At 74.5% G+C, this 25,544-nt stretch carries 20 protein-coding genes, 3 tRNA genes and 3 pseudogenes; 7 read left to right on the plus strand and 19 right to left on the minus strand.

What is annotated here, in order from left to right; translation table 11 throughout:
• Positions 1 to 145: 145 nt before the first annotated feature.
• Both JKP75_RS21560 and JKP75_RS14130 read left to right on the plus strand, forming a co-directional pair.
• Positions 146 to 2,125: pseudogene (locus JKP75_RS21560) on the plus strand (glycoside hydrolase family 3 C-terminal domain-containing protein); the annotation flags it as partial.
• Between the two features lie 190 nt (positions 2,126 to 2,315).
• Positions 2,316 to 2,594: a fibronectin type III-like domain-contianing protein gene (locus JKP75_RS14130; RefSeq protein ID WP_200493180.1), complete on the plus strand. Its 279-nt coding sequence runs from the start codon at positions 2,316 to 2,318 to the stop codon at positions 2,592 to 2,594.
• Positions 2,595 to 2,652: 58 nt separating this feature from the next.
• Here JKP75_RS14130 and JKP75_RS14135 read toward each other — a convergent pair.
• The 6 genes from JKP75_RS14135 to JKP75_RS14160 all read right to left on the minus strand — a co-directional run bounded on the left by JKP75_RS14135 (position 2,653) and on the right by JKP75_RS14160 (position 6,385).
• A tRNA-Glu gene (locus JKP75_RS14135) sits at positions 2,653 to 2,725 on the minus strand.
• Between the two features lie 101 nt (positions 2,726 to 2,826).
• Positions 2,827 to 2,899: transfer RNA gene (locus JKP75_RS14140), tRNA-Glu, on the minus strand.
• Positions 2,900 to 2,947: 48 nt separating this feature from the next.
• A tRNA-Gln gene (locus tag JKP75_RS14145) sits at positions 2,948 to 3,019 on the minus strand.
• Between the two features lie 65 nt (positions 3,020 to 3,084).
• Positions 3,085 to 4,089: a type II CAAX prenyl endopeptidase Rce1 family protein gene (locus JKP75_RS14150; protein WP_200490664.1), complete on the minus strand. Its 1,005-nt coding sequence runs from the start codon at positions 4,087 to 4,089 to the stop codon at positions 3,085 to 3,087.
• Positions 4,086 to 5,570 carry a glutamate--tRNA ligase gene (gene gltX, locus JKP75_RS14155; protein ID WP_200490663.1) on the minus strand — a complete coding sequence of 495 codons (1,485 nt, stop codon included), beginning with the start codon at positions 5,568 to 5,570 and terminating at the stop codon, positions 4,086 to 4,088. Before gltX ends, JKP75_RS14150 begins: the two co-directional genes overlap by 4 nt.
• On the minus strand, positions 5,567 to 6,385 hold the full coding sequence (locus JKP75_RS14160; protein ID WP_200490662.1) for a fumarylacetoacetate hydrolase family protein: 819 nt from the start codon (positions 6,383 to 6,385) through the stop codon (positions 5,567 to 5,569). Before JKP75_RS14160 ends, gltX begins: the two co-directional genes overlap by 4 nt.
• Positions 6,386 to 6,427: 42 nt before the next feature.
• Here JKP75_RS14160 and JKP75_RS14165 point away from each other — a divergent pair, with 42 nt between their 5' ends.
• Positions 6,428 to 6,808, plus strand: a complete 381-nt coding sequence (locus JKP75_RS14165) for a VOC family protein (protein WP_200490661.1) — start codon at positions 6,428 to 6,430, stop codon at positions 6,806 to 6,808.
• Positions 6,809 to 6,954: 146 nt separating this feature from the next.
• Positions 6,955 to 7,281: a putative quinol monooxygenase gene (locus JKP75_RS14170; protein WP_200490660.1), complete on the plus strand. Its 327-nt coding sequence runs from the start codon at positions 6,955 to 6,957 to the stop codon at positions 7,279 to 7,281.
• Positions 7,282 to 7,285: 4 nt separating this feature from the next.
• Here JKP75_RS14170 and cimA read toward each other — a convergent pair whose 3' ends face one another.
• From cimA to serA, 4 genes and pseudogenes are all read right to left on the minus strand, one after another.
• Positions 7,286 to 8,875 (minus strand): citramalate synthase, encoded by a 1,590-nt coding sequence (gene cimA, locus JKP75_RS14175; protein WP_200490659.1) that lies wholly within the window; start codon positions 8,873 to 8,875, stop codon positions 7,286 to 7,288.
• Positions 8,876 to 9,115: 240 nt separating this feature from the next.
• On the minus strand, positions 9,116 to 9,781 hold the full coding sequence (locus JKP75_RS14180; protein ID WP_309229848.1) for an isocitrate/isopropylmalate family dehydrogenase: 666 nt from the start codon (positions 9,779 to 9,781) through the stop codon (positions 9,116 to 9,118).
• A gap of 106 nt (positions 9,782 to 9,887) precedes the next feature.
• Positions 9,888 to 10,139, minus strand: a pseudogene (locus tag JKP75_RS22970) (isocitrate/isopropylmalate family dehydrogenase); the annotation flags it as partial.
• Positions 10,140 to 10,155: 16 nt separating this feature from the next.
• Positions 10,156 to 11,769 (minus strand): phosphoglycerate dehydrogenase, encoded by a 1,614-nt coding sequence (gene serA / locus JKP75_RS14185; RefSeq protein ID WP_309229849.1) that lies wholly within the window; start codon positions 11,767 to 11,769, stop codon positions 10,156 to 10,158.
• Between the two features lie 167 nt (positions 11,770 to 11,936).
• Between serA and JKP75_RS14190 the strand changes: the two genes are divergently transcribed.
• Both JKP75_RS14190 and JKP75_RS14195 read left to right on the plus strand, forming a co-directional pair.
• Positions 11,937 to 12,518, plus strand: coding sequence for a hypothetical protein (locus tag JKP75_RS14190; RefSeq protein ID WP_200490657.1), 582 nt, complete (start codon positions 11,937 to 11,939; stop codon positions 12,516 to 12,518).
• Between the two features lie 77 nt (positions 12,519 to 12,595).
• Complete coding sequence (locus JKP75_RS14195) at positions 12,596 to 13,150, plus strand: DUF805 domain-containing protein (protein ID WP_200490656.1); 555 nt, start codon at positions 12,596 to 12,598, stop codon at positions 13,148 to 13,150.
• Between the two features lie 62 nt (positions 13,151 to 13,212).
• On the opposite strand, the gene ilvC is transcribed toward JKP75_RS14195, so the two are convergent.
• The 8 genes and pseudogenes from ilvC to ilvD form a co-directional block, all read right to left on the minus strand.
• Positions 13,213 to 14,238: a ketol-acid reductoisomerase gene (ilvC, locus tag JKP75_RS14200; RefSeq protein WP_200490655.1), complete on the minus strand. Its 1,026-nt coding sequence runs from the start codon at positions 14,236 to 14,238 to the stop codon at positions 13,213 to 13,215.
• Positions 14,239 to 14,276: 38 nt separating this feature from the next.
• On the minus strand, positions 14,277 to 14,804 hold the full coding sequence (ilvN, locus tag JKP75_RS14205; RefSeq protein WP_200490654.1) for an acetolactate synthase small subunit: 528 nt from the start codon (positions 14,802 to 14,804) through the stop codon (positions 14,277 to 14,279).
• A complete protein-coding gene (locus JKP75_RS14210) occupies positions 14,804 to 16,672 on the minus strand; it encodes an acetolactate synthase large subunit (protein ID WP_200490653.1) in 1,869 nt (622 codons plus the stop codon). The genes ilvN and JKP75_RS14210 overlap by 1 nt, the downstream gene beginning before the upstream one ends.
• A gap of 223 nt (positions 16,673 to 16,895) precedes the next feature.
• Positions 16,896 to 17,036 (minus strand): hypothetical protein, encoded by a 141-nt coding sequence (locus JKP75_RS14215; RefSeq protein WP_200490652.1) that lies wholly within the window; start codon positions 17,034 to 17,036, stop codon positions 16,896 to 16,898.
• A gap of 15 nt (positions 17,037 to 17,051) precedes the next feature.
• Positions 17,052 to 19,640 carry an EAL domain-containing protein gene (locus tag JKP75_RS14220; RefSeq protein WP_200490651.1) on the minus strand — a complete coding sequence of 863 codons (2,589 nt, stop codon included), beginning with the start codon at positions 19,638 to 19,640 and terminating at the stop codon, positions 17,052 to 17,054.
• 13 nt (positions 19,641 to 19,653) lie between these two features.
• Complete coding sequence (locus JKP75_RS24685; protein WP_375539254.1) at positions 19,654 to 20,307, minus strand: EAL domain-containing protein; 654 nt, start codon at positions 20,305 to 20,307, stop codon at positions 19,654 to 19,656.
• Positions 20,308 to 20,326: 19 nt separating this feature from the next.
• Positions 20,327 to 22,102: pseudogene (locus tag JKP75_RS14225) on the minus strand (diguanylate cyclase domain-containing protein); the annotation flags it as partial.
• Between the two features lie 269 nt (positions 22,103 to 22,371).
• The gene (gene ilvD / locus JKP75_RS14230; RefSeq protein ID WP_200490649.1) at positions 22,372 to 24,096 is read right to left on the minus strand and encodes a dihydroxy-acid dehydratase; all 1,725 of its coding nucleotides are present in this window, start codon (positions 24,094 to 24,096) and stop codon (positions 22,372 to 22,374) included.
• Positions 24,097 to 24,157: 61 nt separating this feature from the next.
• Between ilvD and JKP75_RS14235 the strand changes: the two genes are divergently transcribed.
• Positions 24,158 to 24,541 (plus strand): PH domain-containing protein, encoded by a 384-nt coding sequence (locus JKP75_RS14235; RefSeq protein ID WP_309229850.1) that lies wholly within the window; start codon positions 24,158 to 24,160, stop codon positions 24,539 to 24,541.
• A 10-nt stretch (positions 24,542 to 24,551) separates the two neighbouring features.
• Here JKP75_RS14235 and JKP75_RS14240 read toward each other — a convergent pair whose 3' ends face one another.
• The gene (locus tag JKP75_RS14240) at positions 24,552 to 25,499 is read right to left on the minus strand and encodes a 2-hydroxyacid dehydrogenase (RefSeq protein ID WP_200490647.1); all 948 of its coding nucleotides are present in this window, start codon (positions 25,497 to 25,499) and stop codon (positions 24,552 to 24,554) included.
• Positions 25,500 to 25,544: the final 45 nt, after the last annotated feature.

The raw sequence follows: 25,544 nt of genomic DNA on the forward strand, positions 1-25,544 counted from the left end.
CCGCACCCGTCGGCGGGCGGCCCGGCCCGACGCTAGCCCCGCCCGGCGGGAGCGGCCACGCCAGACGTCGGGATCCCCCTCCCGGGTGGTGGCGCGCTACGTTCCGCGGCGCAGCACTCCCCCGCCCCCGGACGAGAACGGGCCCATGACGACCGACGCCACCTCCGCCACCCGGCTCTCCGACGCGCTGGGCGCCCTCTCCCTCGAGCAGAAGGTCCAGCTGCTCACCGGGCGGGACTTCTGGACCACCTGGCCGATCGAGGAGATCGGCCTGCGCCGCATCCTCGTGTCCGACGGTCCCTCGGGGGTGCGCGGCGAGGTGTGGGACGAGCGCGACCCCTCGCTGAACCTGCCCTCGGCGACCGCGCTGGCCGCCTCCTGGGACCCGGAGCTGGCCCGCCGGTACGGGGCCGCGGCGGCCGTGGAGGCCCGCCGCAAGGGTGTCGACGTCGTCCTCGGGCCGACGATCAACCTGCACCGCTCGCCGCTGGGCGGCCGGCACTTCGAGTGCTTCAGCGAGGACCCGGTCCTCACCGCCGAGCTGGCCGCGGCCTACGTGTCCGGCGTCCAGGACAACGGCGTCGGCGCCACCCCCAAGCACTACGTCGCCAACGACTTCGAGACCGACCGCTTCACCGTGGACGTCCGGGTCGACGAGCGCCCGCTGCGCGAGCTCTACCTGCTGGCCTTCGAGAAGGCCGTCGTCGAGGCGCGGGCCTGGCTGGTCATGAGCTCCTACAACTCGATCAACGGCGCCACCGCCAGCGAGAACGAGCTGCTGGAGACCCCGCTCAACAGCCAGTGGGGCTTCGACGGCGTCGTCGTCAGCGACTGGACCGGCGTCCGCAGCCTGGCGAGCGCCCGCGCCTCCCAGGACCTGGTCATGCCCGGCCCGCAGGGGCCCTGGGGCGAGGCGCTGGTCGCCGCCGTCCGCGCCGGGGAGATCGACGAGGCCGTCGTCGACCGCAAGGTGCTGCGCATCCTGCGGCTCGCCGAGCGCGTCGGGGCGCTGGAGGGCACCGCACCGGCCGAGCCGGTGCTGGTCGAGGACGGCCGGGCGCTGGCCCGCGAGGCGGCCGCCGAGGGCATCGTGCTGCTGGAGAACCGCGGAGAGCTGCCGTGGGCCGCCGCGGCGCTGCGCACGGTGGCGGTGATCGGCAACAACGCCTCCGCCGCGCGCACCCAGGGCGGCGGGAGCGCGACCGTCGTCCCCGAGCACACGGTCTCCCCGCTCGAGGGGCTGCGCGCCGCCCTGCCCGGCGTCGACGTGCGCTACGCGGTCGGCGCGGTCGTCCAGGACGGCGTGGTCGAGCTGCCGCTGCGCGAGCTGACCAACCCGGCCACCGGCGAGCCCGGCCTGCACGCGCGGTTCCTCGCCGAGGACGGCGGCGAGCTGCTCGCCGAGGACCGCCGGTCGAGCAACCTCGTCTACTTCGGCAGCGACGTGCCCATCGAGGACGCCGCCGAGTTCGAGCTCACCACCACCTGGACGCCGTCGGAGAGCGGTCCGGTGCGGCTCGGCCTGGCCCTGGTCGGCACCGCGCAGCTCTTCGTCGACGACGACCGGCTCATCGACGAGCGGCTGCGGCCCAGCGCGGAGGCGCTCGGTGCGGCGTTCACCAACCCGCCGACGGCCTCGGTGCAGGTCGAGGTGGTCGCCGGCACGCCCGTGGACCTGCGGCTGGTCTACGACCTGCGGCGGCGCCGCGGCTTCAACGCGCGCGCCATGTCGCTGCGCCTGGGCACCGAGCCGGCCGACGTCGACGCGGACGCGCTGATCGCCGAGGCCGCCCGCACCGCCGCGGAGGCCGACGTCGCGCTGGTCGTCGTCGGCACCAACGCGCTCGTGGAGTCCGAGGGCTACGACCGGACCACGCTGGCCCTGCCCGGCCGGCAGGACGACCTCGTGCGCGCCGTCGCCGCGGCGAACCCGCGCACGGTGGTGCTGGTCAACTCCGGCGCCCCGGTCCTGCTGCCGTGGCGGGACGACGTCGCCGGGCTGCTGCTGGGCTGGTTCGGCGGTCAGGAGTTCGGCGCGGCCGTCGCCGACGTCCTGCTGGGTGCCACCGAGCCCGGCGGGCGGCTGCCCACCACCTGGCCGGCGGCCGAGGCCGACGTCCCGGTGCTCTCCTGCACGCCGGTCGACGGGGCCCTGGAGTACGCCGAGGGCATCCACATCGGCTACCGCGCCTGGCTCCGGCAGGAGACCGCCCCGGCCTACTGGTTCGGCGCCGGCCAGGGGTACACGCGGATCGACCTCCTCGGCGTCGAGGCGCCGGACGCCGCCCGCGGGGGCGAGGTCGTGCCGGTGACCGGTGGAGGTGGCCAACCGCGGCGACCGCGACGGCAAGCAGGTGGTGCAGGTCTACGCGGAGCGGGCCGGCTCGGCCGTGGACCGTCCGGTGCGCTGGCTGGTCGGCTCGGCCCCGGTGCGGGTGCCCGCGGGGGCGACCGCGCGGGTCGAGGTCGCCGTCGCGACCCGGCTGCTGGCGCACTGGTCCGACGGCTGGCAGTACGAGCCGGGCGGCTTCCGGCTGCGGATCGGCACGAGCGCGGTCGACCTGCCGCTGGAGACGACGCTGACGCTGGGCTGAGGCCGCCCCCTGAACGCCGAGAGCCCCCGACCCGTGGGTCGGGGGCTCTCGCGCGTTGTAGCCCCGAAGGGATTCGAACCCTCGCTACCGCCGTGAGAGGGCGGCGTCCTAGGCCGCTAGACGACGGGGCCGGACACCGGACATCTTGCCACGGCCCTCCGGGGGGCTCGCACGGGGGCCCGTGAACGCCGAGAGCCCCCGACCGTTGCCGGTCGGGGGCTGCTCGTGTGCGTAGCCCCGAAGGGATTCGAACCCTCGCTACCGCCGTGAGAGGGCGGCGTCCTGGGCCGCTAGACGACGGGGCCGTGCAGTGCTGCGGTCGTGCTGCAGCGAGAGGAGCTCTCGCTCCCTCGCTGGGGTACCAGGACTCGAACCTAGACTAACGGAACCAGAAACCGTCGGGCTGCCAATTACCCCATACCCCATGGGCCGTTCTCACGGCGCCGGGGAGAACACTACCCGATGCCCGGAGCGCCCGGAGCACCCCCCTCTAGGTCCGCGCGCCCCGGCGGGCGACCAGCGCTGCGAAGGCGGCCAATCCTCCGGCTCCGACCAGCGCGAACGCCGTCCCAGGGCCGGCGGACAGCCCCGGCACGACGCCGTCCCCGAGGCCGGCGGTGAGCAGGAACACGACCAGCGCGACCACCGCGTGCAGGGCGACGGCGGCCTCCAGACCCCCGGTCAGCGCCACGGCGGCCGAGGCGGCCAGCCCCAGGGCGGTCCACCCGAGGAACGCGGGCGCGTCGTCGGCACCGTGCAGCAGCGCACCGAGCGCGGCGCTGACGACGGCGGCTGTCACCGCCCCGGCCCGCGGGCGGCCGATCCAGCCGGCCACGGCCTGGCTCAGGTAGCCGCGCAGCAGGAACTCCTCCCCCGCGGCGCGCAGCGGCACGGTGAGCAGCCCGGCGACGAGCACCCACGGCAGGTCGGCGACCGGCCCCGGTGCCTCCCGGTCGGCCAGCAGGACCGCGCCCGCGGTGGCCAGCGTCACGCCGGCGCCCGCCGTGCCCAGGGCCAGCAGGGCTGCGCGGCGCAGCAGCCCCCACCGGAAGCGCCGCGCCACGGACAGGCCACGACCCGGCCCCACGTCGTGCGCGAGCGGCCAGGCGAGCAGCACCGCGGGGACGGCGGTGGCCAGGAGCAGGCCGGTGACCAGCAGCCCGCGCCAGGTCAGCGGCGCCGGGCCCAGGTCCGCGCCGGTGCCGGTGAGCACGTCGGCGATCCCGGTCAGGACCAGCGCGATGCCGAGCAGGAAGGCGACGACGGCCAGCCCCGCGACCGGCCGCCACCACGCCCACGGAGCCGACCGCATGGCCAGCAGGTAGGGCAGCGGGCGGACCGGTTCGGGCACGGCGACGTCGTCGTCCGGTTCCTGCTGCGGCGCCGGCCGGAGCTGCTCCGGCGTCGGCCGCCGCATGGGCGGCGGACCGGCGTACGGCTCCGGTGCCCGCTCCCGCTCCTCCGGCGCCAGGTCCCCGGCCGCCCCGGCGGTCATCCGCCGGCGACGGTGCGCGCGGCGGCCAGCCGGGCCAGCGTGCGCTCGCGGCCGAGCAGCTCCATCGACTCGTACAGCGGCGGTGAGACGGTGCGACCGCTGACGGCGACGCGCACCGGGCCGAACGCCTGGCGCGGCTTGAGGCCGAGCCCCTCGACGAGCGCGGCCTTGAGCGCCTCCTCGATGGCGGCGGTGCTCCACTCGGGCAGCTCGCGCATCGCCGTCGTCGCTGCGTCCAGGACCGCGACCGCGCCCTCGCCGGAGAGCTGCTTCTCGGCCGCCGCGGGGTCGATCTCGACCTCGTCGACGAACAGGAAGCGCAGCAGGTTCACCGCCTCGGAGAGCACGATCATCCGCTCCTGGGCCATCGGCGCGATGGCGGCGAGGACCCGCGACTGCTCCGCCGTCGGCGGCTCGGCGACCAGCCCGGCGCCGGCCAGGTAGGGCACCACGCGCTCGGTGAACTCCTCGACCGGGAGCGCGCGCAGGTGGGTGGCGTTGATCGCCTCGGCCTTCTTGAGGTCGAAGCGGGCCGGGTTCGCGCTCACCCGGGTGACGTCGAAGGCCTCGACCAGCTCGGCCATCGAGAAGATGTCGCGGTCCTCGGCGATCGACCAGCCCAGCAGCGCCAGGTAGTTGGCGAAGCCCTCGGGCAGGAAGCCGCGCTCGCGGTAGATGTCGAGGTTGGACTGCGGGTCGCGCTTCGAGAGCTTCTTGCTGCCCTCGCCGGTCACGTAGGGGAGGTGGCCGAAGCGCGGGGTGCCCTGCGCGACGCCGATGTCGGTGAGCGCCGCGTAGAGCGCCAGCTGGCGCGGGGTGGAGGGCAGCAGGTCCTCGCCGCGCAGCACGTCGGTGATCTGCATGAGGGCGTCGTCGACCGGGTTGACGAACGGGTACAGCGGGACGCCGTTGCCGCGCACCAGCACGAAGTCGGGCACCGAGCCCGCGGCGAAGCGCACCTCGCCGCGCACCAGGTCGTCCCAGACCAGGTCCTCGTCGGGCATCCGGAGCCGGAGCACCGGGGAGCGGCCCTCGTCGCGGAAGGCGGCCTTCTGCGCGTCGGTGAGGAACCGGTCGTGGTTGTCGTAGCCGAGCTTGGGGTCCTGGCCGGCGGCCCGGCGGCGGGCGTCGACCTCCTCGTTGGTCGAGAAGGACTCGTAGGCGTGGCCGGACTCCAGCAGCTTCGCGGCCACCTCGCGGTAGACGTCGTGCCGCTCGGACTGCCGGTAGGGGCCGAACGGGCCCCCGACCTCGGGGCCCTCGTCCCACTCCAGGCCGAGCCAGCGCAGGCAGTCGAGCAGGTGCCGGTAGGACTCCTCGGAGTCGCGCGCGGCGTCGGTGTCCTCGATGCGGAAGACGAAGGTGCCGCCGGTGTGGCGGGCGTGCGCCCAGTTGAACAGCGCCGTCCGCATCAGGCCGACGTGCACCATGCCGGTGGGCGACGGGCAGAACCGGGTGCGGACCGGGCCGGGGACGGTCACCGGGCACCGCCCGCGGTGGAGACGGCGTCGGCGTCGGCGACCGAGTTGGCCAGGGTGCCCAGCCCCTCGATCGTGCACTCGACCCGCTGGCCGGCCCGGATGGGGCCGACGCCGGCCGGGGTGCCGGTGAGGACGACGTCGCCGGGCAGCAGCGTCATCACCTTCGAGATGTAGGAGATGAGCGTCGGGACGTCGAAGATCAGCGCGCTGGTGCGGCCGTCCTGGCGGGGCTCGCCGTCCACGGTGCAGGTGACCCGGAGGTCGGCGGGGTCCAGCCCGACGCCCGGGAGGTCGGTCTCGATCCACGGGCCGAGCGGGCAGAACGAGTCGAAGCCCTTGGCGCGGGTCCACTGCCCGTCGCTCTGCTGCATGTCCCGCTCGCTGACGTCGTTGCCGATCGTGTAGCCGAAGATGCTGGCGCCGACCTGCTCGGGCGAGATGTTGCGGGCACCGCGGGCGCCGATGACGACGCCCAGCTCGACCTCGTGGTGGACGTTGGTGCTGCCCGCCGGGATGCGGATGGCATCGCCGGGGCCGATGACCGAGGTGGAGGGCTTGAGGAAGATCAGCGGCTCCTTCGGGGCGTCGCCGGTCAGCCCCTTCATCTCCGCGATGTGATCGGCGTAGTTCTTGCCGACGCCCACCACCTTGCTCGGCAGGATCGGCGACAGGAGCCGGATGTCGGCCTGCGCGTAGCGGGCGCCGGTGAAGGAGATCTGGCCGAAGGGGTGGCCCTCGATCTGGGCCACCTGGCCGTCCCCGTCGAGGACACCGAAGGACATGCCCTGGGGCGAGGCGAAACGGACGATGCGCACAGCGCGAGGTTAGCCGCGCCCGGTCCCGGCTACCGGGCGCCCATGGCCTGCCGCTTCTCCGAGCTCGTCGTCAACAGCCGCGACCCCGAGGCCCTGGCCGCCTTCTGGGCGGCGGTGCTGGACTACCGGGTGCTGGGCCGGGAGGACGACGGCAGCGTGGAGATCGGCCCCGCGGAGGGTTTCGGGGGTGCCGCGCCCACGCTGGTGTTCGGTCCGGTGGCCGACCCGACCCCGGGCAGGCGGCGGCTGCACATCGACGTCAGCCCCACCGACCGCGACCAGGCGGCCGAGCTGCAGCGGCTGCTGGACCTGGGTGCGGTGCGCGCCGACGTCGGCCAGACCGGCGGGGAGAACTGGCACGTCCTCGCCGACCCCGAGGGCAACGAGTTCTGCCTGTTGGAGCGCCGCCTCGACCCGCTGTGAGCACCGCTCGGGATCAGGGAACCTGATCATCGAGCGTCCTCCCTCAGCTCCCACGGTGAGGGAGGACGCTGCACGATCAGGTCACCTGATCCTCGCGGGGCGGGGGCGGGTGGCCGCGGCCCGGTCCTGAGGACGACGATGGGCGCGTGATCCTCATCGTCGTGAAGTTCCCCGTCCGCCCCGAGCGCGCCGACGAGTGGGCGGCGCTCGCCGCCGACTACGCGCGGGGGGTGAACGCCGAGGAGGGCTCGCTGTTCTTCGAGTGGTCCCGCAGCCTCGAGGACCCGAACACCTTCGTCTGCGTGGAGGGCTTCCGGGACGGCGACGCCGGGGCCGCGCACGTCGGCACGGACAACTTCAAGCGGTTCGTCGAGGGCGCGCCGGACCTGGTCGCCGCGCAGCCGCAGATCATCTACGTCGACGCCCCCGACGTCTCCGGCTGGGGCCCGATGGGCGAGATCCAGCCGCGCTGAGCGCTCAGCCGGCGGCCGGCCGGCGCAGCACGGCGTAGGTCATGGCGTCGACCAGCGCGTGCCACGAGGCCTCGACGATGTTGGCGTGGACGCCGACGGTGGTCCACTCCCCCACGCCGTCGGTGGTGTCGATGAGCACCCGCGTGGTCGCGCTCGTGCCGCCGCGCCAGCCGAGGATGCGGACCTTGTAGTCGGCCAGGGCGACGTCGGCGAGCTGCGGGTACCGGTTGACCAGCGCCTGGCGCAGCGCGTTGTCCAGCGCGTTCACCGGGCCGTTGCCCTCGGCGGTGCTGATGATCCGCTCCCCGTCGACGTGCACCTTGACGGTGGCCTCGCTGACGACGACGCCGTTGCCCCAGTGCTCGACCGAGGTCTTGTAGCTCTCCAGCTCGAACAGGGGCGCGGGGGCGTCGGGCAGCTGGTCGCGCAGCAGCAGCTCGAAGGAGGCGTCGGCCGCCTCGAACGACCAGCCGTCGGCCTCCAGGACCTTGACCCGGTCCACGACGCGGCCGATCGCGTCGGCGTGCCCGCTGAGGTCGACGCCGAGCTCGCGACCCTTGAGCTCCACCGACGCCCGGCCGGCCATCTCGGTGACCAGGATGCGCATGTCGTTGCCGACGACGGCGGGGTCGAGGTGGTTGTAGAGCTCCGGGCTGACCTTGATCGCGCTGGCGTGCAGCCCGGCCTTGTGCGCGAACGCCGAGGCGCCGACGAACGGCTGGTGGTCGTCGGGGGCGATGTTGGCCAGCTCCGCGATGGCGTGGCTGACCCGCTGCAGCTCGGGCAGGCACTCGGCGGGCACCACCGGCAGCCCCATCTTGGTGACCAGGTTGCCGATGAGCGCGAAGGTGTCCGCGTTGCCGGCCCGCTCGCCGTAGCCGTTGGCGGTGCCCTGCACGTGGGTGACGCCGGCCTCGACGGCGGCCAGCGAGTTGGCGACCGCGCAGCCGGTGTCGTCCTGGCAGTGGATGCCCAGCCGGCCGCTCACCCGGGCCCGCACGTCGGCCACGACCCGGCCCACGCCCGAGGGCAGCATCCCGCCGTTGGTGTCGCACAGGACGCCGACCTCCGCGCCGGCGTCGAACGCCGCCCGCAGCACCGCGACCCCGTACTCGGGGTCGGCGGCGTGGCCGTCGAAGAAGTGCTCGCAGTCGACGAACACCCGCCGACCGTGGGAGACGAGGAAGGCGACGGTGTCGGCCACCATCGCCAGGTTTTCCTCCAGCGTCGTCCGCAGCGCCTCGCGCACGTGCCGGACGTCGGACTTCGCGACCAGGCACACCACCGGCGTCCCGGCGTCCAGGAGCGCGCGGACCTGCAGGTCGTCCTCGACCCGGACCCCGGCCTTGCGGGTGGCGCCGAAGGCGACCAGCTGGGCGTGCCGCAGCTTGAGCTCGGTGCGGGCGCGGGCGAAGAACTCGGTGTCCTTGGGCAGCGCACCGGGCCAGCCGCCCTCGATGAAGCCGACGCCGATCTCGTCCAGCAGCCGGGCGACGGCGAGCTTGTCGGCCACGGAGTAGCTGACGCCCTCGCGCTGGGCGCCGTCGCGCAGCGTCGTGTCGAAGACGTGGAAGTCGGTGTCGCTGGTGGTCACGGATCTCTCCCGGAGAGGGTGCGGCCGGCCCGAACACGAAAAAGACCCCCCGGGTACGGGAGGTCTGCGCGCAGTCGAGGAGGGGACTGCGCGCTACACGATGATGATCGAGGCGGTGGTGTGCATCGCGACGAGTAAATCACGCGCCGCCGGCGGCCCCGTCCGGCCGGCCGACGTGGTGCGCGGATGACGCGTCCCGCGGTGCGGAAGGCGTCATCCGCGCACCCTGTCGAGGGGGCGTCAGCCGCTGGCGAGCGCGGCCAGCCGGTCGCCGACCTGCTGGGTGCGGATCTGCTGCTGCGGGTCGCGGGTGGACAGGTCGAAAGCGACCGCGGCGTTGACCTTCTTGGCCTGCTCGGCGCGCCCGAGGTGCTCGAGCAGCAGCCCCACCGACAGCACGGTGGCGGTCGGGTCGGCGATGCCCTGGCCGGCGATGTCCGGCGCGGAACCGTGCACCGGCTCGAACATGCTCGGGTTGGTGCCCGAGGCGTCCAGGTTGCCGCTGGCGGCCAGCCCGATGCCGCCGGTCACCGCGGCGGCGATGTCGGTGACGATGTCGCCGAACAGGTTGTCGGTGACGATGACGTCGTAGCGGCCCGGGTCGGTGATGAAGAACATCGAGGCGGCGTCGACGTGCTGGTAGGCGACCTGGACGTCGGGGAACTCCGCGGAGACCTCCTCGACGACGCGCGACCACAGCCCGCCGGCGTGGGTGAGCACGTTGGTCTTGTGGATCAGCGTCAGGTGCTTGCGCGGGCGGGTGACGGCCCGCTCGAAGGCGTAGCGGACGACGCGCTCGACGCCGAACGCCGTGTTGAGGCTGACCTCGGTGGCGATCTCGTGCGGGGTGTCCTTGCGCAGCACGCCGCCGTTGCCGACGTAGGGCCCCTCGGTGCCCTCGCGCACGCACAGCATGTCGATCGGGCCGTCGGCCGCCAGCGGATCCGCGGACGCCGTCGAACAGCTTGGCCGGGCGCAGGTTCACGTGGTGGTCGAGCTCGAAGCGCAGCCGCAGCAGCAGCCCGCGCTCGAGGATGCCCGGCGGCACGCTCGGGTCGCCGATGGCGCCGAGCAGGATCGCGTCGTGCTGGCGCAGCTCGTCGAGCACGGTGTCGGGCAGCAGCTCACCGGTCCGCTGCCAGCGGGCCGCACCCAGGTCGTAGGGGGTGGTCTCGAGGTCGGGGGCCACCTCGGAGAGGACCTTGAGGCCCTCCGCGACGACCTCCGGGCCGATGCCGTCGCCAGCGATCACTGCCAAGCGCATGGGGGAACTCCTGGTCTCAGAGGGTGTCGAGGTCGGCGGCGCGGGCCTCGCGGGCGCCGATGCGGCCCGCGATGGACTCGAGCAGCTCGGGGCTGACCGGGCTGTCGACGGTGACGGCCATGAGCGCCTCGCCACCCTCGGTCGTGCGGCTGACCTGGGCGCCGGCGATGTTGATGCCGGCCTCCCCGAGCGCCGCACCGACGGCGCCGACGACGCCGGGCCGGTCCTCGTAGGTGAAGAACAGCAGCCGGCCGTCGGCGGCCAGGTCGATCTCGAAGCCGGCGACCTCGGTCAGCCGGGCGACCTGGTTCTTGCCGTAGAGCGTGCCGGAGACCGAGACCTGGCGGCCGTCGGCCATGGCGCCGCGCACGGTCACCAGGTTGCGGAAGGTGGGGCTCTCCAGGTCGCTGGTCAGGCCGACCTCCAGCCCGCGCTGCTCGGCGAACAACGGTGCGTTGACGTAGGTGACCTGCTCCTCGACGACGTCGGAGAAGACGCCCTTGAGCACCGCCAGCTGCAGCACCGAGTCGTCGAACTCGGCGAGCTTGCCGCGCACCTCGACGGTCAGCGACTGGGCCAGCCCGCCGGCGACGGCGGTGAACGCCCGGCCGAGCTTCTCGGCCAGCGGCAGGCCCGGGCGCACGTCCTCGGCGACGACACCGCCGGCCTGGACGTTGACCGCGTCGGGGACGAACTCGCCCTGCAGCGCCAGGCGCACCGAGCGGGCGACGGCGGTGCCGGCCTTGTCCTGCGCCTCGGTGGTCGAGGCGCCCAGGTGCGGGGTGACGACGGTGTTCGGCAGCCCGAACAGCGGGCTGTCGGTGCACGGCTCGGTGGCGTAGACGTCCAGTCCCGCAGCACCGACCTGGCCCGAGCGCAGCGCGTCGGCCAGCGCCGCCTCGTCGACCAGCCCACCGCGGGCGGCGTTGACGATGATGACGCCCTTCTTGGTCAGCGCCAGCTGCTCGGCGCCGATGAGCCCGAGGGTCTCGGGGGTCTTGGGCAGGTGGATGGAGATGAAGTCCGCCTCGCGGAGCAGCTCCTCCAGAGAGACCAGCCGGACGCCGAGCTGGGCGGCCCGGCCGGGCTGGATGTAGGGGTCGTAGGCGATGAGCTCGACGCCGAAGGCGGCCAGCCGCTGGGCGAACAGCACGCCGATGCGGCCGAGGCCGACGACGCCGACGGTCTTGTCGGTGACCTCGACGCCCATGAACTTCGAGCGCTTCCACTGGCCCTCGCGCAGCGTCGCGTCCGCGGCGGGGATCTGGCGCGCGGCGGCCAGCAGGAGGGCGACGGCGTGCTCCGCGGCGCTGACGATGTTCGAGGTCGGCGCGTTGACGACCATCACGCCGCGCTCGGTGGCCGCGGGGACGTCGACGTTGTCCAGGCCGATGCCGGCGCGCGCCACGACCTTGAGGTTCGGCGCCGCGGCGAGGGCCTCGGCGTCGATCTGGGTGGCGCTGCGGATCATCACCGCGGCGGCGTCGGCCAGCGCGGGCAGCAGCGCCGACCGGTCGGCGCCGTCGACGTGGCGGATCTCGACGTCGGTCCCGAGCACCTCCAGGACGCTCGGGGCGAGCTCTTCGGCGATCAGGACGACGGGCGCGGTCCCCCGCACGGTGGCTGTCACGGCTCGACAGCCTAGGGAGGACGCCACCCGCGGGAACGTCCGGGTGCATGGTGTGGGACGGCGGTCCCACTGAGCGGGACAGCCGCCCGAGCTCTTGCCGCCGGCCCCGCGGACCGCTCATCCTGGCCGCGTCGCGGCATCCGCCGCGCCGACCGAGGGAGGACGACGTGACGCAGCCCCCCGGGGACCTGCCCCGCCTCCCGGAGGACCCCGCCTGGAGCCGGGGGCCGCACGGCGGCCGGTTCGGCTACGCCGGGTACCCACAGCAGCAACCGCACGGGCATCTCGCACCCCCGCCCCGTCGGCCGGGCACGGTCGTCGCGGCCGCCGTCCTCGGGTTCGTGTTCGGCGCCTTCGGTCTGGTCGTGGCGCTCGGCGCGCTGGTCCTGGGCGCGATCGCAGGCAGCCTGGACGACGACTCCTCACCCGCCGGGTTCGACGGCCTCGCCGACGCGGCGGTCGCGGTGGCGGTGGTCGTCGCGCTGCTCGCGATCGCGTGGGCGGTGCTGCTCATCTGGGGCGGGGTGTGGGCGCTGACCGGGCGCAGCCGGGTGCTGCTGCTGGTGGGCGGCTCGATCGCGCTCGTCGTCACCACGCTGGGGTTCCTCGGCAGCGTCAACAGCACGAGCGGCGGCGACGTCGTCGTCAACCTGCTGCTCTTCGCCGGGGCCCTGGCGATCGTGCTGCTGCTGTCCCTGCGGCCGTCCGCCGACTTCTTCGCCGCCTCCCGGGGCCGCCGCGGCTCCTGAGGCCCGGGGCCCGGAACCCCTACACTCCGGCCCGACGACCCGCCGCCGTGGCGGGCGGCCCAGGAGGACGCTGCGCGATGACGACCCCACCCCCCGGCTACGACCCGAACGTCCCGCCCGAGGACCAGCCGGGCTGGGGCACGACCCCCCCGCCGGCCGGCTACGGCCAGGCCCCGGGCTACGGCCAGGCCCCGGGCTACGGCCAGGCCTACCCCGCGGCTCCCGGCTACGCCGGCCCGTCGGGCGCCTCGCCGCAGATGGACATCGCCACTGCGGTGCGCAGCGTCCTGGGCCAGTACGCGAACTTCACCGGCCGGGCCCGGCGCTCGGAGTTCTGGTGGTTCTACCTGGCCAACTTCCTGGCCTCGGTCGTCGCCTCGATCATCGACCAGGTGCTCGGCGTGCCGCTGCTGCAGATCGTCGTCGGCCTCGGGCTGCTCATCCCCGGCCTCGCCGTGGGCGCCCGCCGCCTGCACGACATCGGCAAGTCCGGCTGGTGGCAGCTCATCGCCCTGGTGCCGCTGGTCGGCATCATCGTGCTGATCGTGTTCTGGGCCCAGGACGGCGACCCGGCGCCGAACCAGCACGGTCCCTCGCCGAAGTACCAGGCGGCTGGCGGCTACGGCTACTGACCCGGTAGGAACGCAGAAGGGCCCCGTCACCGCGAGGTGACGGGGCCCTTTCACGTGCTGGATCAGCGCGCGGCGGTCCCGGTGTAGTCGTCCTCGGCGGACACCCAGCTCATGAGGCCGCGCAGCTTGCGCCCGGTCTCCTCGATCGGGTGCGCCTCGGCGGCGGCGCGCTTGGCCTTGAAGTCCGGCGCGCCGGCGTCCTGGTCGGCGATGAAGGCGGCAGCCCACGAGCCGTCCTGGATCGCGGTGAGGACGTCCTTCATCGACTCCTTCACGCGGGCGTCGATGACCTTCGGGCCCGAGGTGTAGTCGCCGTACTCGGCGGTGTCGGACACCGACCAGCGCTGCTTGGCGATGCCGCCCTCGTACATCAGGTCGACGATCAACTTGAGCTCGTGCAGGCACTCGAAGTAGGCGACCTCGGGCTGGTAGCCGGCCTCGGTGAGGGTCTCGAACCCGGCGGTGATCAGCGCGCTGGCGCCACCGCAGAGCACGGCCTGCTCGCCGAACAGGTCGGTCTCGGTCTCCTCGGCGAAGGTCGTCTTGATGACGCCGGCGCGCGAGCCGCCGATGGCCTTGGCGTAGGACAGCGCGAGCGCCTGGGCGTTGCCGCTGGCGTCCTGCTCGACGGCGATCAGGCAGGGCACGCCCTTGCCGTTCTCGAACTCGCGGCGCACCAGGTGGCCGGGGCCCTTGGGGGCGACCATGGCGACGTCGACGCCGGCCGGGGGCTGGATGTAGCCGAACCGGATGTTGAAGCCGTGGCCGAAGAACAGCGCGTCGCCGTCCTGGAGGTTCGGCTCGACCGACTCCTTGTACAGCCCGCGCTGCACGTGGTCGGGCGCCAGGATCATGATCAGGTCGGCCTCGGCGGCCGCCTCGGCCGGCGTGACGACCCGCAGGCCCTCGGCCTCGGCCTTGGCCCGGCTCTTGCTGCCCTCGGGCAGGCCGACGCGGACGTCGACGCCCGAGTCGCGCAGCGACAGCGCGTGCGCGTGCCCCTGGCTGCCGTAGCCCAGGACGGCGACGGTGCGCCCCTGGATGATCGAGAGGTCGGCGTCGTCGTCGTAGAAGATCTCGGCGGCCATGCTGTGGTGTGTCCCTTCGGTTGTTTCGAGCGGGTGACTCAGGCGGTGCGCTCGACGGGGCGCAACGTACCGGTGCCGGACATGGACCGCGGGCCGCGGCCCAGGGCCACGGTGCCCGACTGCGCCATCTCCTTGATGCCCAGCGGGGCGAGGACGGCGAGCAGCGCCTGCAGCTTGTCGGGGGTGCCGGTGGCCTCGAGGGTCACCGTCTCCGGGTTGACGTCGATGACGCGGGCCCGGAACAGCTCGGCGGTCTGGAGGACCTGGGTGCGCTCGGCCAGCGGCGCGCGCACCTTGACCAGGAGCAGCTCGCGCTGCACCGCGGCGCCGGTCTCCAGCTCGACGATCTTGATGATCTCCACCAGCTTGTTCAGCTGCTTGGTGATCTGCTCGAGCGGCTGGGCCTCGGCCTCCACGACGATCGTCATGCGCGACAGGCCGGGGTTCTCGGTCGGGCCGACGGCGAGGGACTCGATGTTGAAGGCGCGCCGGCTGAACAGCGCCGAGACGCGGGCCAGGACACCGGACTTGTTCTCGACCAGCACCGAGAGCGTGTGGCGGGGCATCAGACCTGACCCTCTCCGAAGACGGGCCGCACGTCGCGCGCGGCGAGGATGTCGTCGTTGCTCGCGCCAGCAGCCACCATCGGCCACACCTGCGCGTCCGAGCCGACGATGAAGTCGATGACGACGGGGGCGTCGGTGATCGCCATGGCCTTCTCGATCACGGCGTCCACGTCGTCCTTGCTCTCGCAGCGCAGCCCGACGCAGCCCAGCGCCTCGGCCAGGGCCACGAAGTCGGGGATGCGCACCGGCTTGGGCGTGCCGTCGGCGTTCTGCGGGTGCAGCTTGGTGTTGGAGTAGCGGCCCTCGTAGAACAGGGTCTGCCACTGCCGCACCATGCCGAGGTTGCCGTTGTTGATGACCGCGACCTTGATCGGGATGCCCTCGATGGCGCAGGTGGCCAGCTCCTGGTTGGTCATCTGGAAGCAGCCGTCGCCGTCGATCGCCCACACGGTGGTCTCCGGCATGCCCTGCTTGGCGCCCATGGCCGCGGGGACGGCGTAGCCCATCGTGCCGAGGCCGCCGCTGTTGAGCCAGGTGCCGGGCTTCTCGTACTTGATGAACTGCGCGGCCCACATCTGGTGCTGACCCACGCCGGAGGTGTAGATCGCGTCCGGGCCGGCGATCGCGCCGAGCCGCTCGATGACGTACTGCGGCGAGAGCGCGCCGTCCTCGGGCTCGTCGTAGCCCAGCGGGTACCGCTCGCGCCAGGTGTCCAGCTGCGCCCACCAGGCCGCCAGGTCGGGGGTGCGCCCGGCCTCGTGCTCGGCGCGCAGCGCGGTGACCAGCTGGCCGATGGTCTCCTTAGCGTCACCCACGATCGGCACGTCGGCCTTGCGGTTCTTGCCGATCTCGGCCGGGTCGATGTCGGCGTGCACGACGAGCGCGTCGGGCGCGAAGCTCGACAGCTGGCCGGTCACCCGGTCGTCGAAGCGGGCGCCCAGGGCCACGAGCACGTCGGACTTCTGCAGCGCGGTCACCGCGGCGACGGTGCCGTGCATGCCGGGCATGCCCAGGTGCTGCGGGTCGCTGTCGGGGAACGCGCCGCGGGCCATCAGCGTGGTGACGACGGGCGCGCCGGTCAGCCGGGCGAGCTCGGCCAGCTCCTCGGTGGCACCGGCCTTGAGCACGCCGCCGCCGACGTAGAGCACCGGCCGGCTCGCACCGGCGATCAGCGTCGCGGCCTCGCGGACCTGCTTGCCGTGCGGCCGGGTGGTCGGCCGGTAACCCGGCAGGTCCATCCGCGGCGGCCAGGCGAAGTCCGTCGTCGCCTGCAGCACGTCCTTGGGGACGTCGACCAGGACCGGGCCGGGCCGCCCGGTGGAGGCCAGGTGGAAGGCCTCGGCGATGCGCTGCGGGATGTCGGCGGCGTCGGTGACCAGGAAGTTGTGCTTGGTGATCGGCATCGTGATGCCGCGGATGTCCGCCTCCTGGAAGGCGTCGGTGCCGATCGCGCCGCTGGGCACCTGACCGGTGATCGCGACGATCGGGACCGAGTCCATGTAGGCGTCGGCCAGCGGGGTGACCAGGTTGGTCGCACCGGGGCCGGAGGTCGCCATGCAGACGCCCACCCGCCCGGTGGCCTGCGCGTACCCGGTGGCGGCGTGCCCGGCGCCCTGCTCGTGGCGCACCAGCACGTGCCGGACCTTCGAGTCGAACAGCGGGTCGTAGAGCGGCAGGATCGCGCCGCCGGGGATGCCGAAGACGACGTCGACGCCGATGGCCTCCAGCGAGCGGACGAGGCTCTGCGCCCCGGTGATGCCCGTGGCCGGCTCGTGGGCGGCCTCGTCGAGGGAGCGGGCCGTCGTCTCGACGCCCGTGAGGGCGGTGGCGGCCTCGCGGGTGGCGGACTCGCTCTGGCTGGTGGTCATCCGGGGTTCTCTCCTGGCCGTGCGGGACGGTGCGGGTGTGCGGTGCGGGCGTCGACAGCTGTCGGGCAACAAAAAACCCCTCGTGCCGCAGGCACGGAGGGGTCAGCGCGTCGGTCGGGTGGACCGGCGCGCTACGGAACTACGAGGAGGCTGCGGGAGCGGCCGTCGACGAGCGGGCAGGCGTGGGGCACCTCCACACTGTGCGCCTGCCGACGGCCGGCCGTCAACCAGCCCGTCCCACTGGCTGGGCATTGGTGTCCAGATCCACACCGCGGTCGGCGAGGACGGCCTCCGCGTCGAAGCCGGCGAGCACCTCCTGGAGCGAGCCGGCGTCGACCGGCCGGCCGAACAGCCAGCCCTGCATGAACCGGCACCCGCGCTACTCGAGCAGGCGCCGCTGGCCGGCGGTCTCCACGCCCTCCGCGACGACGTCCAGGCCCAGCCGCCGGCCGAGGTCCAGGACGCCGGCCACGAGGGTGGCCCCGCGCTCGTCGTGCTCGATGTCCGCGACGAACGCGCGGTCCAGCTTGAGGATCTGCACCGGCAGCCGGGACAGGTAGGCCAGCGACGAGTAGCCGCGGCCGAAGTCGTCGACCGAGAGCACGCACCCCATCTCGCGCAGCGTGGCGAGGTCGCTCTCGAGCCGGTCCTCCGCGTCGAGCATCACCGACTCGGTGATCTCGAGGATGAGCTTGTGCGGCGGCAGGCCGGACTCCGCCAGCGCGACGGCCACGTCGGGGGCCAGGCAGCCGGCCTGCAGGTGGCGGACCGAGACGTTGACGCTCGTCATGACCTGGAACCCGGCGGCGAGCAGCGCCGCGGCGTCGCGGGTCGCCCGCCGCAGCACCCAGCGCTGCAGCGCGACGATCAGGCCCTCGTCCTCGGCCAGGGAGATGAACTCGTCGGGCGGCACGGTGCCCAGCACCGGGTGGTCCCAGCGGACGAGGGACTCCAGGCCCAGGATGCGCCGCTCCTCGATCCCGACCACCGGCTGGTAGACCATCCGGAAGTGCTCCTGGTCCAGGGCGGCGGGCAGGTCGCGGGCGAGCCGGGCACGGCGGCCCATCGCGGAGTCGGTGGCCCGGGCCGCCGTCCGGACGCAGGACTTGCCGTCGGCCTTGGCCGCGCGCAGCGCGATGTCGGCCTGCCGGATGGTCTCCGACGCCTCGTCGTCGGCGTCCAGGGCGGTCGCGCCGACGCTGCCGCCGACGTCGAAGACGACCCCCGCCGCGCGGGCGGCGTCGGGCGCGGCGCGGACGGTGCGCAGGTCGGCGACGACGCGCTCGGCCAGACCCACGGCGTCCTCCAGCGGACCGCGGACCAGGACGGCGAACTCGTCGCCGCCGAGCCGGGCGACCAGGTCGCCGTCGCGGACCGCGGCGCGCAGCCGGCCGGCGACCTGCACCAGCAGGTCGTCCCCCGCGTCGTGCCCGGCGACGTCGTTGACCAGCTTGAAGCCGTCCAGGTCCAGCAGCAGGAACGAGGCCGGCTCGCCCTGGGCGGCCCGGGCGCGGGCGTCGGCGAGCGCCGCCATGAGCCGCGCCCGGTTGGGCAACCCGGTCAGGTAGTCGGTGTAGGCCATCCGCTCGAGGTCGCTGCTGCGCCGCCCGTCGGCGTCGCGCAGGTGCAGGACGGTGCCGTCGCCGCGGCCGGCGCGCTCCCCCGCCGCGTCCGCGGGCAGCACCGAGGAGGAGGCGGCGCGGACGACCTCGAACCGGTGCCAGGCACCGGTCCTGCCGCGCAGCCGGAAGACCGGCGCCGGCCCGTCCGCGCCCGCCGGGACGCTGTCGCTCCGCCGGTCCAGGGCCACGTGCAGCTCGTGGCGGTCGTCGGGGTGCACGACGTCGCGCAGCGCCCGGCCCTCGAGGTCGGGGGGCAGCCACGCCGTGATCTCGGGGGTGGCTGCCCCGGCCCAGGTCACCTGGCCGGCGGCGTCGAGCACGACGGTGACGTCGGCGGCGTGGTGGACCAGCGTGCGGAAGTAGGCCTCGGTCCGCAGCACCTGCCGGGTCAGGCGGGCGCCGTCGGCCGCCCAGACCAGCGTGCGGGCGAGGGTCAGCAGCATGAGCACGACGAGCGGCAGCGCCTCGAGGGTGCGCAGCGGCTGCCCGGCGGCCATGCCGCCCAGCACGAGCAGGAGCACGCCGAAGCCGAGGCAGCAGCTGACCACGACGCCGAACAGGGGCACCGACGAGGCGCCGAGGGCCTCCGTGGCGCCCCGCGGGCCGGGGTCGGCGGCCAGCGCGAGCGTCGCGGCCGCGAGCACGCCGAGGTAGGCGGTGGTCGCGACGGCGTCCAGCAGCGCGGAGGGCCCGGCCACCGCGAGGGCGCCGACGGTCAGGGTCACCGCGAGCGAGGTGAACCCGGCCAGCACCCAGCCGGCCGCGCGCCGCCGCGGCGGGGAGACGGCGCCGACGGTGACCAGACCGACGGCGCAGAGGACGGCGGTGACGACCGGGTAGTAGACGGTGAGCAGCTGGTCCCCCGGCGCCCCGTCGGGGCCGGGGGTGAGCGGCACCAGCAGCTGGACCAGCACGCCGAGCGCGACGAGGGCGACCAGCGCGTCCAGCACGACCTGCACCCGCAGCCGGCCGCCGGTCGAGCGCATGAGCCGCACGCAGAGCAGGACCACCACCGGTCCGGTGGCGGCCAGGAAGAGATCGGCGGGCCCGGCGGCGGTGGGGTTCACGCCGGCCCCCGTGAGCGCGCGCACCAGGTGGCCCAGGGCGAGCAGACCGCCGATGAGGGCGACCGACCGCCACGTGACGGCCGCCCGCGCATCGAGCCGGCGGCCGTGACGGGCGATCAGCGCGGTGAGGCCGGCGGTGGCCAGCGCGAGCCCCGCCGGACCGCTCCACCCGTTCCAGCCGGGGACGACGAGCTGCTGGACGGCGAGCACGACGGCGGTGGCCGCGAGCGCGACCACCAGCGGCCGGCGGGGCCACCCCGCCGCCGGGTGAGCGGTCACCGCGCACCGTCGCTCATCGGGAGCTGACCAGACCCGGCCACGCCGCCCCCGCCTCGTCGCGGAGCACGGCCACGAGCTGCTCGCGCGGCATCGGGCGGGCGAGCAGGAAGCCCTGCGCGTAGTCGCAGCCGAAGCTGCTCAGCACGGCGAGCTGGGCGGAGGTCTCCACCCCCTCCGCGATGACCGACATGCCCAGGGCCCGGCCGATGCCGAGGACCGACTCGCACAGCGCGCGCATCTTCGGGTCGCGGTCGATGCGGGACACGAAGGCGCGGTCGAGCTTGACCATGTCGATCGGCAGCCGCGTCAGGTGCGTCAGCACCGAGGAGTCGCCACCGAAGCCGGTGAGGCCCACGTGCACGCCCATGAGCCGGAGGGTCGCGACGTCGAGGGCGTCGCGCTCCTCGCGGGAGGTGACGGTCTCGTGGCTGATCTCGAGCACCAGCCGCTCGGGCGCCAGGCCGGAGCGGCGCAGCGCCGCCTCGACGTCGGCCACCATCGCGCCGGTGGCCACGTAGGCGGCCGGCGCGTCCAGGCCGATGAGCACATCGCCCGCGGACTCCGGCAAGACGGCGGCCGTCGTGACGGCCTCCTCCAGCGCGAAGCGCTGCAGCTCGCCCAGGAGGCCGGACTGCTCGGCGATCGGCAGGAACTCCGCCGGCGGGATCTCCCACCAGGGTGGGGTGCCGCCAGCGCAGCAGCGCCTCGACCCCGGACATGCGCCGGTCGGCGAGGGAGACGACGGGCTGGAAGAGCACGAACAGCTCGCCGCGGGCGCGGGCGGAGCGCAGGTCCTCGCGCAGCTGCTCGCGGCGCGCGGCGGCCTCGCCGAGGGCGGGGCGGTAGCGCTGCGCCATGCCCTGGCCGGCGGCGCGGGCGGCGCGCACGGCCAGGTCGGCGCGGGCCAGCAGGTCCTCGACCGCCAGGCCCGGGTCGAGCTCCACCAGGCCGACGCCGGCGGTGAGGTCGACGATGCCGGCGTCGGTCGGGATCGGCTGCTCGACGACGGAGAGGATCCGACCCGCCAGCCGGTCGGCGTCGGCGCCCTGCCCCGTGGTCAGGACGCCGAAGGAACCCCCGCCCATGCGGGCGACGACGTCGTCGCCGCGCACGGTGGCACGCAGCCGGCGGCCGATCTCGGCCACGACCGCACCGACCACGTCGCGGCCGGCGTGCTCGCGGGCCTCGAGGATCCCGTCGAGCTCGACCAGGAGCAGGGTGCCCGGTTCCTCGGCCCCGGCCGGGCCGGTCAGCCGCTCGCCGAGCAGCTGCAGCATCCCGGCCCGGTTGGGCAGGGTGGTCATCGGGTCGATGTAGGCGACGTTCTGCAGCGAGGCCTCGCGGGCCTGCCGCTCGGTCATGTCGCGGCACTGCAGGACGACGGCGCCCACGTCGGGGTCGTCGCGGAGGTCGGCGATGCCGGCCTCGAGGCAGCGCCACACGCCGTCGGTGTCCGCCAGCCGCAGGCCGAGCAGCGGCGAGACCGGCCCGCCGGGCACGAGGGCCTCCTCGATGGCGGCGGTGTCCTCCGGGTGCACGGCGTCGAGCAGGGGGCGGCCGACGAGCCCGGCCGCCGCGGCGCCCAGGACGCGGTCCAGGGCCGGGGAGGCCCAAGTGACGCGCAGGGCGTCGTCCAGCAGCACGACGGCGTCGGTGCCCGAGTGGACCAGCGAGCGGAAGTAGGCCTCGCTGCGGCGCAGCCGCGCGGACAGGCGCTGCTCCTGGCAGGCGGAGGTCCAGCGCTGCACGAGGGCCAGCAGGACGGCGAGCAGGAGCCCGGCCCAGGTGGCCACGTCCAGCTGCCGGCCCAGGAAGCGGACCACGCCGGCGGCCGTGACGGCGACGACCAGCGCGCCCAGCGGCAGCAGGTGGCCGATCTCGACGGTGCGCGAGACGGTGCGCGGCGCCGGCGGCGCGGCGTCCCGGCCGGGGTCGGTGAGCACGGCGAGCGCGAGCAGGAGCAGCCCGCCGGCGACGAGGAAGCGGGACAGCGCCACCAGCGCATCGGTGTCGGAGAGCACGGCGGACGTGCCCAGCCCGCGGCCGCTGGTGAGCAGCACGGTGCCGACCAGCAGCACCGCGGCCATCCGCCGGCGGGCCGGCTCGACGACGCCGAGCAGCACGAGGGCGGCGGTCATGGTCGCCGAGGTGACGGCGACGGCGGCGCCCAGGACGAGCCGCTCCCCCAGCTCCATGCCGGTCCACTCGCCGACGGGGCCGGCGACGAGCAGGCGGACCACCACCACGCAGGAGGTCAGGAACAGCGCGGCCTCGGCGGCGGCCAGGCGCCCGGTGCGCAGTCGCGACCGGCCCGCGAGCCCGAGCAGGGCGACGGTGGCGATCACGTAGCCGGGCACGGTCGGCAGCCAGCGCACGACGACCCGGTCCAGCGGGTCGGTGGCGTCCACGAGGGATGCCAGCACGGCCCCGAGCACCGGGAACAGCGGCGCGACGGCGAACATCCGCCAGGCGGCGGACCGCCCCGGCTGCCGTCCGGCTGTCCACAGGACGGCCGAGGTGATCAGTCCGACGAGGACGACGGCGAGGTCGCCGAGGTCACGGAGGGCAGGGGTTGCGGCGGCGGCGGTGCAGGCGATCCCAGCCGGCACGGCCACCGCGATCAACCACCAGCGACGCGGGTCCACACCGCCTTCTCGGCACCGGCGGGCGCCGGGCCGAGTCGTGCGGTGCGGACCTCACCCCAAGGGAGGGGGCGCCACGGGAGGGTCGATCAGCCGCAGATGGCGCCCTGCGCGGCCGAGCCGACCAGCTTCGCGTACTTGCCGAGGACACCGGTCGTGTAGCGCGGGGGCAGCGGCTCCCAGCCCTCCTTGCGGCGGGCCAGCTCCTCGTCGTCCACCAGCAGGTCCAGGGTGCGGGTGGCGAGGTCCAGGCGGATCCGGTCGCCGTCGCGGACGAACGCGATCGGCCCGCCGTCGGTGGCCTCGGGGGCGACGTGGCCGATGCACAGGCCGGTGGTGCCGCCGGAGAACCGGCCGTCGGTGAGCAGCAGGACGTCCTTGCCCAGGCCCGCACCCTTGATGGCGCCGGTGACCGCGAGCATCTCGCGCATGCCGGGGCCGCCGCGCGGGCCCTCGTACCGGATGACGACGACGTCACCGGGCTGGAGGGTGCCGTCGGTGACGGCGTCCATGGCGCCCTGCTCGCCGTCGAACACGCGGGCGGTGCCCTCGAAGGTCGTGGACTCGAAGCCAGCGGACTTCACGACCGCGCCCTCGGGGGCCAGCGAGCCGCGGAGGATGTCCAGCCCACCGGTGCGGTGGATGGGGTCGTTCATCGCGTGGATGATCGCGCCGTCGGGGTCGGTGGGGGCGAGGTCGGCCAGGTTCTCCGCCATCGTCCTCCCGGTGACGGTCAGGACGTCGCCGTGGAGCAGGCCGGCGTCCAGCAGCGCCTTGAGGACGACGGGGACGCCGCCGACGCGGTCGACGTCGGTCATGACGAACCGGCCGAAGGGCTTCACGTCGGCCAGCAGCGGCGTGCGGTCGCCGATCCGGTTGAAGTCCTCGAGCGTGAGGTCGACCTGCGCCTCGTGCGCGATCGCCATCAGGTGCAGGACGGCGTTGGTCGAGCCGCCGAGGGCCATGACCACGGTGATCGCGTTCTCGAACGCCTTCTTGGTCATGATCTGGCGGGCGGTGATGCCGTGGCGGAGCAGGTTGACGACCGCCTCGCCCGACGCCACGGCGTAGTCGTCGCGGCGGCTGTCGGGCGCCGGCGGGGCGGCGCTGCCGGGCAGCGCCATGCCGAGGGCCTCGGCGACGCTGGCCATCGTGTTGGCGGTGTACATGCCGCCGCACGACCCCTGTCCGGGGCAGGCCGCCTTCTCGATGGCGGTGAGCTCGTCGCGGCTGATCAGCCCGCGGGCGCAGGCGCCGACCGCCTCGAAGACGTCGATGATCGTGAGGTCCCGGTCGTCCAGCTTCCCGGGCATCGTGGAGCCCGAGTAGAGGAAGACGCTGGCCAGGTCCAGGCGGGCGGCGGCCATGAGCATGCCGGGCAGGGACTTGTCGCAGCCGGCCAGCAGCACCGAGCCGTCGAGCCGCTCGGCGAACATGACGGTCTCGACCGAGTCGGCGATGACCTCGCGGGAGACCAGCGAGGCGCGCATGCCCTCGTGGCCCATGGAGATGCCGTCGGAGACCGAGATGGTGCCGAACTCCATCGGGAACCCGCCGGCGGCGCGGACGCCGTCCTTGGCCCGCTGGGCCAGGCGCTGCAGCGACAGGTTGCAGGGGGTGATCTCGTTCCAGGACGAGGCGACGCCGATCTGCGGCTTGACCATGTCCTCGTCGCCCATGCCGACGGCGCGGAGCATCGCGCGGGCGGGGGCCTTGGCGTCCCCGTCGGTCACCTCGAAGCTGCGCGGCTTCATGGGGCTGCGGGTCGCGCTGGCCGAGTCGTTGCCTGGGATGAGGTCCTCGCCGGTCGTCACGGGCACCGATGCTAGGCCGGTGCTCCCGGCCACGTTCCCGGCGGTGGGAGGATCACCTCCCGTGGCCACCCCCGCGCGCTTCCGCATGAACCGCACCTCGCTGCTGCCGGTGCTGGTGTTCGCCATCTGCCTGACCGCGCTGGCCGCCGCCTCGCTCTGGGCGCTGCTGCTGCTGGTCATCCCCGCGGTGGTCGCCCTCTGGGTGGTGCGCACCGGCTTCGACGTCGACGACGAGGCGATCACCGTGCGCACGCTGGCCGGCAGCCGCCGGGTGCCGTGGGCGGAGCTCGCCGGCGTGCGCGTCGGCGAGCGGGCCGACCTCTGGCTGGTCACCACCGGAGGCACCGAGGTGCGGCTGCCCGCGGTGCGCGCCCGCGACCTGCCCGCGATCGCGCACGCCTCGGGCGGCCGCATCCCCTCCCCCGCGCCGCCGGCGGACCGGTAGCGCCTGCGGCTCAGTAGCGGTCGACCACGTTCTCCAGCGGCCGGCCGTCGAGGATCCGGCGCAGCTGGTCGGTGACCGCCGCCGCGGCGCGGAGGTTCGTGCCCGGCACGTCGCCGCCGACGTGTGGGGTGAGCAGCAGGTTGGGCGCCGACCAGAGCGGGTGCCCCTCGGGCAGCGGCTCGGGCTCGGTGACGTCGAGGGCGGCGCGCAGCCGGCCCGACGTCAGCTCGGCGAGCAGGGCGTCGGTGTCGACGACCACGCCGCGGGCGGCGTTGACCAGCAGGGCGTCGTCCTTCATCGCGGCGAGGAACGCGGCGTCCACCAGGCCGGTCGTCTCGTCGGTCACCGGCACGATCACGACGACGACGTCGGCCTGCGGCAGCAGCTCGGGCAGCTCGCTGGTGGCGTGCACGCCGTCGCGGGCGGTGCGCGCGACGAAGGTCAGCTCGACGTCGAAGCCGGCCATCATCCGGCCGATCGTGCGGCCGATGTCGCCGGCGCCGACGACGAGCACCTTCGCGCCGACCAGGGAGTGGTGGGTGCGCGGGGTCCAGCGGCCGGCGTCCTGCTCGCGGACGAAGAACGGCATCCCGCGCTGGGCGGCCAGGGTGGCGGTCACCGCCCACTCCGCGGTCGAGGGCGTGTGCGCACCGCGGGCGTTGCACAGGGTGACGCCCTCGGGGAGCCGCCCGGCGAAGCGCTCGGCGCCGGCGCTGAGCAGCTGCACCACGCGCAGGTCGGGCAGCGCGGCGAAGAACTCCCCGTCGGGCACGTCGGCGCCACCGGAGCGCGGGACCCACACCCGGGAGCGGACGGCGTCGCCGCTGGGCGGGCCGTCGAGCACCGACCAGCGGTGCGCGCGCACCCGCGGCGAGACCGCCTCGACGGCAGCCGCCAGGGCGCGGGAAGGGACCAGGACGTCGAGCACCTCGTCGGGGCCGATCAGCGGTTCGCTCACGAGCGCCGAGACTAGGCGCAACCTCCGTCCGGCCCCGCGGTGCGC

Origin of the sequence: Blastococcus sp. TML/M2B, from assembly GCF_016612865.1 — a bacterium.
Lineage (GTDB): Bacteria > Actinomycetota > Actinomycetes > Mycobacteriales > Geodermatophilaceae > Blastococcus.